The organism is Fodinibius saliphilus, assembly GCF_005869845.1.
Taxonomy (GTDB): Bacteria; Bacteroidota; Rhodothermia; order Balneolales; family Balneolaceae; genus Fodinibius; species Fodinibius saliphilus.
The window spans coordinates 1,436,327-1,448,464 of record NZ_VAWF01000001.1 but is presented as its reverse complement, the minus strand read 5'-3'; the positions used below and the strand labels follow the sequence as shown (position 1 = coordinate 1,448,464).

At 43.7% G+C, this 12,138-nt stretch carries 8 protein-coding genes; 5 read left to right on the top strand and 3 right to left on the bottom strand.

Annotation, left to right across the window (positions count from 1 at the left end; genetic code table 11):
* Nucleotides 1–74: 74 nt before the first annotated feature.
* From FCN14_RS06090 to porD, 3 genes are all read right to left on the bottom strand, one after another.
* On the bottom strand, nt 75–1,049 hold the full coding sequence (locus FCN14_RS06090; RefSeq protein WP_138430302.1) for an electron transfer flavoprotein subunit alpha/FixB family protein: 975 nt from the start codon (nt 1,047–1,049) through the stop codon (nt 75–77).
* Nucleotides 1,050–1,128: 79 nt separating this feature from the next.
* A complete protein-coding gene (locus FCN14_RS06085; RefSeq protein WP_138430300.1) occupies nt 1,129–1,899 on the bottom strand; it encodes an electron transfer flavoprotein subunit beta/FixA family protein in 771 nt (256 codons plus the stop codon).
* Nucleotides 1,900–2,309: 410 nt separating this feature from the next.
* Entirely contained in the window at nt 2,310–3,227 is a 918-nt protein-coding gene (gene porD, locus FCN14_RS06080) for a type IX secretion system protein PorD (RefSeq protein WP_138430299.1), read from the bottom strand.
* Between the two features lie 45 nt (nt 3,228–3,272).
* Here porD and FCN14_RS06075 point away from each other — a divergent pair, with 45 nt between their 5' ends.
* The 5 genes from FCN14_RS06075 to cysQ all read left to right on the top strand — a co-directional run bounded on the left by FCN14_RS06075 (nt 3,273) and on the right by cysQ (nt 12,099).
* Nucleotides 3,273–4,118, top strand: a complete 846-nt coding sequence (locus FCN14_RS06075; protein WP_138430297.1) for a hypothetical protein — start codon at nt 3,273–3,275, stop codon at nt 4,116–4,118.
* The gene (locus FCN14_RS06070) at nt 4,118–6,175 is read left to right on the top strand and encodes a ComEA family DNA-binding protein (protein ID WP_138430295.1); all 2,058 of its coding nucleotides are present in this window, start codon (nt 4,118–4,120) and stop codon (nt 6,173–6,175) included. The genes FCN14_RS06075 and FCN14_RS06070 overlap by 1 nt, the downstream gene beginning before the upstream one ends.
* Nucleotides 6,176–6,754: 579 nt before the next feature.
* Nucleotides 6,755–8,566, top strand: a complete 1,812-nt coding sequence (locus tag FCN14_RS06065; RefSeq protein ID WP_138430293.1) for an SLC13 family permease — start codon at nt 6,755–6,757, stop codon at nt 8,564–8,566.
* A gap of 833 nt (nt 8,567–9,399) precedes the next feature.
* On the top strand, nt 9,400–11,208 hold the full coding sequence (locus FCN14_RS06060; protein ID WP_246043107.1) for an SLC13 family permease: 1,809 nt from the start codon (nt 9,400–9,402) through the stop codon (nt 11,206–11,208).
* Between the two features lie 117 nt (nt 11,209–11,325).
* Nucleotides 11,326–12,099, top strand: coding sequence for a 3'(2'),5'-bisphosphate nucleotidase CysQ (cysQ, locus tag FCN14_RS06055; protein ID WP_212747576.1), 774 nt, complete (start codon nt 11,326–11,328; stop codon nt 12,097–12,099).
* Nucleotides 12,100–12,138: the final 39 nt, after the last annotated feature.

The following is a 12,138-nucleotide window of genomic DNA, read 5'->3' as shown; positions in this document are numbered from 1 at the left end:
AAGCCTTATTTAAGAGTTGCGCTCTTTTGGTTGGGCGTGCAACTCTTTTCTTGTGAAATATTTGCCCAGTTACGTTAGCCCTTAATTTTTTTAAGTTCCTCAATAAATGGAGGAAGTACTTTATAAAGGTCTCCAACAATGCCATAATCGGCAATATCAAAGATTGGGGCATCAGGGTCTTTATTGATAGCAACAATAACTTTACTATTGGTCATCCCCGCAACGTGCTGGATTGCTCCTGAAATACCGACAGCAATATAGAGCTGTGGGGAAACAACTTTCCCGGTTTGTCCAATTTGCAGGCTGGGGTCCATTATTCCTGCTTCTGTAAGTGCACGAGAAGCCCCGATACCGGCATTAAGAACAGCAGCCAATTCATTAATAAGGTCTTGTCCTTCTTCATCTTTGGCACCACGTCCGGCCGCTACAATCGTTTCGGCTTCAGCAAGATCGATCTTATCGCCGGAAGCACCAATAATTTCACGTAGGGTTGCCTGAACGTCACTGTCGTCAATACTGAAATCAATATCCACAATATTCGCCTCAGCATCAGCTTCATCCAGATCATATGAACCGGAACGTACAGATACTAAAATGGTATCTCCTTCAGCAATATTATCAGACAATATTTTAGCTGCCATTACGGGACGTTTGGCTTTAATACCCGCATCGGTGAGCTCAAATTCTGAGACATCTGAAAGTACAGCCGCATCTTGATTGGCTGCCAAGGCACCTAAAATATCTTTCGTACTTTCGGTAGATCCAAATCCAACAATATAGGGATCTGCCTCATCCATCACTTTACTTAACGCTTTAAGGAGCGGGGTATTCATATGATTTTCAAAGATAGGGTCTTCCACGGTATATATCGTGGAGGGGCCATACTTTTTAACTTCATCAACATAGTTAGAGGCCTCGGCATCAATAATGACCGCTTCAGCAGTATGTCCGTTCGCTTCAGCAAGTTGACGCATGTGAGATAAAACTTCCAGCGAAGAACGTTTGATCTTTCCGTCGCTGATGGCAATATGGGTTAAAAGAGTACTCATTATAGGAAATTATTTAGCGTTCTAAATTCTTGGTAAACGACTGATGAGTAACAAGCTAGCGCTCACTGGTCGCTGTTCATTAAATTACGTTTTCTTCTTCATCAAGAAGGGTAGCAACTTTTTGAGCAAGCTCTTCAGCTTCGCCCTCAAACTTTTGCCCGGGCTCACGCTCGGGTTTTTCCATATGTCCGGTAACCTTTGTTTTAGGTTGCAATTTGGATTCATCTATATCCAGATCGCCAACGTCAATACTTTCTACCGGCTTACGCTTTGATTGCATAATTCCTTTAAGACTAGGGATACGGGGCTCATTCATGTCGTTAGAGCACGTTACCAGGCAGGGCGTAGGCAATCCGATGATCTCTTGTCCGGCATCACCTTGACGCTTAACTACGAGCGTATTTTCTTCTGCTTCAAGACCTACAGCATTCGTTGTATAAGGCAGGTCCAGGTGTTCTGCCAGCATACTTCCTGCCAGCCCGGCATCGGTATCTTGCGATTGCTTACCGCATGAAATAACATCGTATTCCTTATCAGAAAAGAAGGTAGCTAAAATGTTGGCATAGGTGGCAGAGTCATAATCTGTGTCGCCATTGGTAGCAATGTGTGTGGCCTTATCGGCGCCCATTGCCAGTGCTTTTCGAATAGTTTCCTGGGCTTTTTCGGGGCCAACGAGTACCACTTCGACTTCGCCACCGTGTTCTTCTTTGAGTACCAGTGCCTCTTCAACAGCCGAAGCATCGTAGGCATTCAGCACCATACGGTCGGTATCTTGGATAAGTTCGCCATCCTTAATCTGGATGGGTGCATCTACATCGGGAACCTGTTTAATACAAACGTAAAATTTCATGCGATGAAAATATTTTCAGTTATAATGGGAAAAGTTTCAAATCATCAGGCGAGGAATATACAAAACCTGAGCTTAAATGTTCAGTAGTGAGTATAGTATTGGTTTTAATCACATGTTCACCTGAAAAAGTTTTGTCTTAATGTATTAAAAAGAGAGTAAAAAGTCTCTTATGTTTTGCTTGGCCCAAATTATCCACGAAATATGATACAATATGCGGTACGTGTTTGATATTACCTTATATATGGAAAATTGGTTGTAGCTGGCATTTGAGTGTTTGTCAGAAGACTGCAAAAATTAGTTTTGTATGGCGTTGAAGTGTGGATGGCTTACTCTGGGTACAACAGTGTTCTTCTGTCGCCATTTCTACTTCGCCTTGTTCAGAACAAAGTATTTTTCCTGAATTATCCGGATTATTGCAATTTTTGGTATTCACCGAGATGGCCCTGGTCAATATCAGAGAGTAAATTGTAGGCCTCGAGTCGTACAGAGGGAGCAGCATCTTCGAAGATAGAGACAATCTCTCGGTATTTGGCATTAAAGAATGTATCAAAAGCCAGGCTTGTTGAGGTTCTTCTTTGAGATTCCCTGATTTTTTCCAGGGCATCTAACACATTTTGCCGAGCTTTTTCTGGATTGTCAATAAAAATATCGAGTCCTTTTCGATGATATTGGTATATGGCCTCGCGAAAAGATTCATAGTTTGCGCTGAGTAGGCTGTGAATAAGCTGAACCCGATTTCGCCGATTGTTACTGCTGCGTGACCAACCACTAGCAGAGGCACTTTGAGCCAAAGAGGCGATATCTTGTGCCTGGGTAAAGTAGGGGGTGCCGCTTAATTTTTGGAAAGAATCAAAATCGTATCCCAAAACGGTATACATATAGAAGTCCAACAGGCTGGTTAGGCGATCGAATTGTAGTTCGTCATGAATAAAAGTACTGTTGGGCCTATAATTAAATTCCCAATTACTGTCATTAAAAATAAAGAGCGCTGTTTTCTGAGTCGTATTATAAATAGGACGTCGGGATTGAATAATAACTTGAGCTTCAAAGTTAAAGTCGCTGTCCACGCTGAGCAGGGTGATTTGAATATTAACACCGATACGTTCTTGCTCCTTAAACTCGGCATCTATCCAGTTATACTCATTAATATAAACCTCGATTTTGTTGGGAAGATCATTTAGGTAGTTCAGAGAAGTACTGCTGAGCTGACTTCGATCTATGGATACTTCGGCATTAATTTCCTGAGCATGACCAATACAGGGTAGAAATAAAATAAAGACAAGCAGATAATATTTTTTTAATAGGAAAAATAGCCGATAAATACTCATTTTAAAGATCTTAGTTAAGAAACATATGGTAAGTGGTAATCTGTAATGATACAAAAGCTGAAAATATTCAACAGTAAAAATATACTAATCGCTTTTATCTGCTTCCTATTTATACAAAGTTATGGTAAGCAATTAAAAGCACAAGCCGTAATTGGTGCCCGGGAACTGGCGATGGGACAGGCGTCAACAGCATTGCAAGAAACGAGCTGGTCGATGTTTGCCAATCCGGCCATGATGTCTGCTGAGAAACCGACAGCCTCTTTTTTTGGCGTGCGTTACTTCGGATTTTCCGAGATTACAGATATGGCCGTTTCGGTAACTTATCCTACCCAACTTGGGGTAATTGGGGCGGCGGCTCATCGCTATGGCTTTGATCTGTTTAATGAAAATAGGCTTCGCCTGGGGTATAAAAATGAGTTTATGGGATTTCACTATGGTGTTATCCTAAACTATAGCCATGTTGCACAAGATATTGACAATGGATCGGCTGGAGCAATAGGTGTTGATGTTGGCGTGGCTACGCCCATTGCTTCAAACCTATGGATAGGTGCCAAAGCCACCAATGTCAACCACCCATCTTATGGTTCACGTAATAATGAAAAGTTGCCCCGGGACCTCAGTATAGGCCTATCATACTACCTCTCAGAAGTAGCCTTGTTTTCCGCTGATGTATATAAAGATGTACAATTTCCTATCTCATATCGGGGCGGGATAGAGGTCGCTATTATTGGTGGGTTGACAGGACGTGCCGGGATAACCACCTCACCACAAACTTTTTCAGCAGGTATTGGTTATAAAGGATCTTTTTGGAGTACGAATATTGCTGTGCAACGTCACGAAAACCAGGTGTTGGGTTATAGTCCGGCTTTGGATTTTAAAATTACTTGGTGATGAAACGAAGCTTCTACTATATAGTCGCAGTCCTGTTATTGGCGCCTTCGGTTATGTTGGCCCAGCAGCAAGATTCTACTCAATCGGACGTGCAAGATGACCTTGAAGAAGCACTGGAGGTTTTTGATCCTGAAAATTCTGGGGAAGATGCTGAACAGTTAACGCAACTATTACAAGAGCTTGCAGCGAATCCTGTAAATTTAAATACTGCCCGTATTAATGCCCTATTACAGGTGCCCGGCTTAAATTTTAAAACGGCTCGCGCTATCATCGATTACCGTTCTTCTGTTAAACCTTTCGAGACGGTTAATGAGCTGCAGGAAGTTTCCGGGATTGGTCGGGTAACCCTTGAGAAGGTGCGCCCCTATGTAACTCCGGGTCGGGGATTGGAGTTAAGTAAGACCCTTTTTACGGATTATCGGTATTGGACTGCTGATGGACGTTTTCAGGCATTTTCCCGTTATCAACAGGATATCCAAGAAGCAGAAGGCTATAAAAAGCACCCTGATGAGGGAGGATATGTGGGAACACGCATCAAATATTACCAGCGATTCGGCTATCAAAGTGATCATATTTCACTGAATTTAACCCAGGAAAAGGATCCAGGAGAACAGCTGGAAAGTCCGGTGAAGTTTGATCATCGGAGTTGGCATATTGCACTAGAGGACAATGGGAATCTGCAGATGCTGGTGGGGGGAGATTACAGCCTTGCCTTTGGGCAGGGGCTAGTACTATGGAGCGGGGCCGCTTTTGGTAAGGGCAGTGATGTTATTGGGGCGGTAAATAGAAATGGTCGCGGAATCAAGCCTTATACTTCGGCCCAGGAAACAAATTTTTACCGGGGTGGAGCTGTCACATATGGTGGCAAGTTGCAGCTTACGGGCTTTTATTCGAATCGGCGGCGAAGTGCCAGTGTGATAAGTGAAGATACAACCCGATATCCGGGAACAGACGGGTATAAAAGAACGGCCAATGAATTTCGTAAAGAAGATAATTTAGGTCAGAAACTCTTCGGCGGACATATACAGATGGAGTTGCCCTTTGGGATTATCGGTGCTACCGGTTATCAAACTACTTTTGATCATGTTATTGCAGCAAGTGAACGAATATATGCACAATATGACTTTGAAGGGCGGTCGAATTCAGCTTTTGGCGTTGATTATACATTTTTATTGGGTTCGGCATTAGTGTTCGGTGAGGCAGCACGAAGCGAGAATGGAGGATTAGGATATATAACAGGGATTGAAAGCGAGATTGGGAAAGATACTGAAATGACCTTGGCCTACCGCCATTACCAAAAGGATTTTCAATCGATTTTGGGGAACGGCTTCGGAGAAATATCGGGACAGCCTAAAAATGAACAAGGTATTTATCTGGGGTTACAACACGCTATCGGTGAAAATATTACGCTTTTTGCTTATATGGATCAGTTTCGTTTTCCTGGTGCTCGTTTTGGGACCAACCAGCCTACCCAAGGATATGAATGGCTGGGGAAGGCCAATGTAGAGATGTCATCAGATCTTAATTTTTACTTGCAGTTTCGAAGTGAAATTGAAGATGACGAGTTTGAAATCACCGATAGGTATGGGCGAAAGCAACGAAAACTCGGGTCGTCGCGACGAAGTACTTATAGGGCACACCTAGAATATCGGGTAAATCCGAAAGTACGTCTGCGGAGCAGGGGAGAGTTGGTGCAGAGTAAAAAGGCTGGGGAAAGCCTGGAGCGTGGTTATTTGATCTATCAGGATATCCGATTGCAGTTAAGAGAGAACCTTCAGCTTGATGCTCGTATATCGATGTTTGATACTGAGAGTTTTAGTAGCCGTGTGTACCAGTTTGAAAATGATTTGTTATATGTTTTTGCCAGCCAGGCCCTGTTTGATAGGGGACAACGAATGTATGCTTTGCTAAACTATGAGCCTTTTGAGTATCTGGAGTTATGGGCAAAGTTTGGAGTTACGGTCTATGAGAATAAACAGGTAGTGGGGAGTGGATTAAACCAGATTGAAGGGGATACACGCAGTGAAATTGGGATTCAGGCGAGAATATCGTTTTAGTTTTTCTTTCGTTCTACTGCCTCCATTAGAATGAGATGCTTTCGGTGGAGTTCCCATATTTTAAGTTAGGTATCGTTAATATGTCTATTTTTGCATGCTATCATTTGGGATGTTCCTTTTGTATCAAGACAAAAGGAATACACCATAAGATTTATCAAAAAATGGATACAGTAACTATCAAAGGGAGGTGGACTGGTAACATCCTTGTTATCCTGTACACGGTCCGGCGAATCAGGTCCTTTTCGTATTGGTTCGCATAGAAGACGAAATGTTTGCAAGAAGTGCTCTATTGTGGCTCTAATGATGATAGCGCGACAATGAGATCCGAAAGAGGTGTAGGAGGATAAGCATCAACGACTGTAGTTCTTATCCATTGTTCAGATACTGATCTATACGCCATTCATAAAATGTTCTGTATAAGTTTGAAAACATCGGATAATTCATTTATTTGAGTATGATATTTAAGCGGTATCACAGTACGATCAATGAGAGGGTATTTTAGGAAGGACACCTACTTTGCCACCTTCGATAAAAAACACACTACGTAAACTATTTAAATCATTAGCCGGTTACGGTTTTATGGGGTTTGAACAAATTATAATTTTATCAGTATTAGCATTCGCTTTCATTGCATTGGCATTTGATGTGTGGAGTCCTGATGCTGTGTTGGTAACAGCTTTGGCTATTGCTACCGCCAGCGGCGTGATTAGCTTGGAGGAGGCTTTCCTTGGTTTCGGAAATACAACGCTGGTAGCCTTGGGTAGCTTATATGTAGTGGGGACGGGACTTCGAGAAAGTGGGGCTTTGGATCAGGCCAGTGAATTTATTTTAGGTAAAAAAACCAGAAGTGTACAGCGTATATTGTTACGGTTATGCCCCAGTGTTTCTGTTTACTCGGCCTTTCTTAATAATACCCCTATTGTGGCAATGGGAATACCGGCGATACGGAGCTGGGCAAAGAAGAAAAATATCCCGGCTTCAAAACTGTTAATGCCTCTTTCTTATGCTGCTATTTTAGGAGGAATGTGTACGCTGATCGGTACCAGTACAAACTTGATTACGCATGGCTTATTACAAAGTCATGGATTCGAAGGGTTTTCTTTTTTTGAACTGGCATGGGTAGGAGTACCTTGTGCTATATCCGGACTTATTTATTTGGTTTTTGTTTCACCTAAGTTGACACCGGCTCGCCGAGATATTCGATATCAGGAAGAACTAAAGCGAAAGCTTTTGGTAGAGCTTGAAATAACCGATGGGGCAGAGGTTATTGGTAAGGAAGTTGGAGAAGCAGGTCTCACAGTATTTCCGGGATTTTATTTGTCACGTATTAACCGAAATGAGCAAGAGATTGCACCGGTACCCGAAAATGAAAAGCTGCGGGCGGGAGATCATCTTTTTTATGCAGCTGAAGGTGGTATCGCTGCAAAAAAGCCGAACCTGACCGGTTATCCCGGGCTTCGGCTTGCATTTCAACCGCCCCGAACTATAAGGCGCGATGAAAAAGACCGAGAGTTGCACCAGGTAGTTGTTAAGGAAGGATCACGATTGGTAGGCGCTACCGTGGGGGAGGCCAAACTGCTTGAACGATTTGGAGCTGCTGTAACAGGAGTCCGGAGAAAGGGAGAACGTATTGATGAGCCTTTGGGAGAGTTCGTATTGCATCCCGGCGATGTATTGCTTCTTGATACCGGTCGCGGTTTCCGGGGTGCCTATGAAGGTACGGAGGATTTCTTTCTAACCAGTGAAGCTGGTGGTGAAGTTCCCGGTGATGTATCGGAAATTAAAGAAGAACGCCCCGGTGGAAAGGATTTATATATTTCTATTGCTGTGTTAGTCGGTATCATTGGTCTTGTTGCTTTTGGATTTATGCATATAGCCCTGGCAGGAGTGTTGGGGGTTGCCGTTTTATTGGCTTTTAATGTTATAGAGGCCGGTGAGGCACGGCAATCTATCGATTGGACGGTACTAATTGTAATAGGTTCGGCCTTGGGCTTAGGTAGAGCCATGGAAGTGAGTGGTACATCGGTAATAATTGGGCAGGGATTAGTGGATTTGACGAGTATCTATGGTCCCAGGACGGTTCTTGCCGGGGTTGTTATAGTGACGGTAATACTGACGGAGCTTATTACCAATAATGGGGCTGTTGCCCTTATGTTCCCCATTGCCCTATCGATAGCTGAAACCCAGGGATTAGCGGCGCGTCCGCTCTTTATTGGGATTACACTAGCGGCCTCCATGTCTCTTTTAACGCCCATCGGTTACCAGACAAATCTGATGGTTTATGGACCGGGTAATTATAAGTTTACCGATTTCTTTAAGGTGGGTTTTCCGCTACAGCTCGTACTTTGGGCGGTCGTAATTATTTTGGTTCCGGTGTTTTGGCCGATGTAGGCGAAGGCAATTTTAGATAATGAATGTTGAGGATTGACGGTGGATGGGTTATTCAACGTCCGAGAGCCCCATTTTTTATCCACCCATCTTGTCATCCTGAACTTGGTTCAGGATCTCCCTGATAACAATTCGCTTAGTATCAAAAAGTAGCCGTCACGCATCATTGCCACGTCGTCCCGCCAATTCACTGTATTCCTCGCAATGATGGGCGCTAATGAGGCAATGAAGTGTCCTCATTGTGGCGCTAAGTAATGTGAACCGAAGGAGGTGCAGCTATGTATCCCGAAGTTTTATGTAGTGGCGGGGATGGCCATTTTTACCTTGTTCTAAAGCTATGTATTGGAAAAAACTGCTGGGGGAATCGTAGATTTTGTACTTGTTAACATACTTATTCATAGGATTGCTCTATTCCGGCAGTTGCTTTCCCCAAACCTTTTCCGCGATTCGCCCCAGACCCCGTTTGAAAACGCTATTATCTGAATAAAGTTGCCCCAAACGACATTAGAATTGTGAGCGGAGGGCAAAGCAGGCGGTTGGGTATTTTGTACCGGTGATAACCTTGAAATAATTTATGAGTGCCAAGGATCATCAAGGCTGGAAAGAAAAAGGTACTGTTTGTTACTGTTTTTCAGTGACAAAAAAAGTAATCAACGTAGAACGTGGTACAGCAAAAAAGTCACCGGATTAGAATTCGTTATGGGAATTTTTGTAGACCTATTAAAAGCTCATGAAAAGGTTCGCTAAGATCTAAAGAGTAAGGCAAACCTTTCGGCCTTAGGCGCTTATCATTTGTAGATTTGTAATTTGAAAGCACATCACAATTCTTTTTCTTTGTGCTCAAGAGAAAAAAAGACTTTACAACAGTTATAGCCATGACACTAGCCGGCTGGACGGTAATAGCCGTCATTTTAATATGCATTGTATTACTCATCAGTACGCGTATAGCGGCTGATGTCGTTTTTATAGGTGGACTGACGGCGCTAATAGTTACGCAGACTGTTCCAGCATCTGAGGCTCTTGTCGGTTTTTCAAACCAAGGGATGCTCACTGTAGCAGCCCTGTATGTGGTAGCTGCAGGCCTTAAAGAAACAGGGGCTATCCAATATGTAGTGGAGACGATAGTCGGCCGCTTCAACAGTATCCGCCGTACCCAGCTACGTATCATGGCACCGGTTATGGTTGTCAGTGCTTTTCTTAATAATACTCCCGTTGTTGCTTCTTTTATCCCGGCCTTGGAGGATTGGGCCCGAAAAAATCAAGTTGCTGTTTCCAAGTTACTCATCCCGTTGAGTTATGCTGCTATTTTGGGAGGGGCGTGTACCCTTATTGGTACCAGTACCAATCTTATCGTTAATGGCTTGCTTATTGAAGAGGCTTCGACACAGACGATCGGAATGTTTGAACCCGGCCTCATTGGGTTACCCTGTGCTATTGTTGGTTTTTTGTATCTCGCATTTTTTGGGGATAAACTACTTCCTGAGCGTGGTTCGGGCTACGATACCTTTAAAGATCCGCGAGAATATACCATTGAGATGATTGTGCAAGGAGACAGTCCGCTGCCCGGCAAAACGATTGAAGAAGCGGGTCTTCGCCACCTTCCGGAGCTATTCTTGGCCGAAATCTATAGGGATGGACATATTATTGCAGCCGTTGACCCTGAACAGGAATTGCGGGCTAATGATCGGCTCATTTTTACCGGGGTTGTGGATTCTATTATTGATTTGCAGCAGATCAAAGGGTTGACCCCGGCCACGGATCAAATATTTAAGCTCAACTCATCACGTCGCGAACGTCTATTAATTGAAGCCGTTGTTTCTCCGAGCCATCCGGTTAACGGCCAAACAATTAAAGATGGAGGATTTCGCAATATGTATGATGCGGTGGTGTTGGCTGTATCACGCAGTGGAGAACGGGTGAAAGAGAAGGTGGGAGACATTCGGTTAAATACCGGTGATACGCTGCTTTTAGAGGCGCATCCTACCTTTTTGGATCAGTATAGAAACTCTAGTGATTACTATCTAATAAGCGGAATCAGTGATTCTAGTCCACCTGACTACGAAAAATCGGGTTATGCATGGGCTATTTTGGGCGGGATGGTTGCTTCTGTCGCTTTTGGGTTGCTCTCCATGTTTCAGGCTTCTTTTTTAGCAGCCGGACTAATGGTAGCGTCTCGATGTTGCAGAACAGCTACAGCTAAAGACTATATCGATTGGTCAGTTCTGCTGGTTATTGCAGCTTCATTAGGGTTAGGAAATGCTTTGCAGGAAACCGGTGCTGCCTCGGTTTTAGCTGAAGGGTTTTTAAGCTATGCCAAGGGTAGTCCGTACCTGGCGCTGGCAGGAGTATACCTATCCACTTGGGTACTTACCGAAATGGTGACCAATAATGCAGCTGCGGTGCTGATATTTCCGATTGCCATATCGATGGCTGCTTCCTTTGGGGTAAGCTATATGCCCTTTGTGATGACTATTATTATGGCGGCCTCGGCCAGTTTTTCGACGCCAATTGGCTATCAGACAAACTTGATGGTATATGGTCCCGGGGGATATAAGTTTACCGATTTTACCAAGATTGGTTTACCATTAAATTTGATGGTAGCCGTAATTACAATATCTTTGGTGCCTCTGATTTGGCCGTTGTAGGAAAGCCAGTGTTGGATGTTGAAGGTAAATGTTGAGGGTTGGAAGTCGGGTGACTGGGGACTCCCCGCCATGGCATAACTAAAATGAACGTATTTTAAAATTTTTAAAAACATAAGTATGATGTTAAAAGAGATTATTGGAATAGCACAAGAGGCCGGCGAGGCGATGTTGAAAATATATAATGATGCGCAGGATGTAGAGATCAGCCGGAAGGATGATGACTCTCCTTTGACGAAAGCGGATTTGGCTTCACATCATATTATCGTTGATGCATTAAAAGAGCTGGATCCCGAAACGCCCATTATATCGGAGGAGTCCGGCGTGCCCGCATATGATGAGCGTAATGGCTGGGATACCTTCTGGATCGTGGATCCCCTTGACGGTACCAAGGAGTTTATCAAAAAGAATGGGGAATTTACGGTGAACATCGCCCTTATTGATGATGGTATTCCTGTGATGGGGGTGGTGTATGTTCCGGATAAGGAAACGCTGTATTATGCTGAAAAAGGAAAAGGATCCTTCAAGCAAGTTGGAACCGAAGCCCCGGAGCCTATTTACTCAACAGCCAGTACATCAGATGATGAACTTATAGCGATGCAAAGTCGATCGCATGGATCCGGAAAGCTGGTTGAACAACTGAAAGAAAAGGGGTTAAATGTAGTGAAAACAATTCCAGCCGGAAGTTCCCTTAAGTTTTGCCTGGTGGCCGAGGGGAAAGCGGATATCTATCCGCGTATGGGACCTACGATGGAGTGGGATGTTGCTGCGGGTGATGCTGTATACCGCTATTCGGCGCGAGAAGGTTCTCATTCATCACCCTTAACTTATAATAAAGAAGATTTGAAGAATGGCAGCTTTTTGATTGGCCTAAAAGATAATGTTGAATTTTGAGTTTTGAATGTTGGGTGGTAGGAAATGGTGAGTTTTGGA

Coding starts and splice junctions, on each gene's coding strand:
- cysQ (WP_212747576.1), top strand. CDS start 11,326: ATGATGTTAAAAGAGATTATTGGAATAGCACAAGAGGCCGGCGAGGCG.
- porD (WP_138430299.1), bottom strand. CDS start 3,227: ATGAGTATTTATCGGCTATTTTTCCTATTAAAAAAATATTATCTGCTT.
- FCN14_RS06090 (WP_138430302.1), bottom strand. CDS start 1,049: ATGAGTACTCTTTTAACCCATATTGCCATCAGCGACGGAAAGATCAAA.
- FCN14_RS06065 (WP_138430293.1), top strand. CDS start 6,755: ATGGGGTTTGAACAAATTATAATTTTATCAGTATTAGCATTCGCTTTC.
- FCN14_RS06085 (WP_138430300.1), bottom strand. CDS start 1,899: ATGAAATTTTACGTTTGTATTAAACAGGTTCCCGATGTAGATGCACCC.
- FCN14_RS06070 (WP_138430295.1), top strand. CDS start 4,118: ATGAAACGAAGCTTCTACTATATAGTCGCAGTCCTGTTATTGGCGCCT.
- FCN14_RS06075 (WP_138430297.1), top strand. CDS start 3,273: ATGATACAAAAGCTGAAAATATTCAACAGTAAAAATATACTAATCGCT.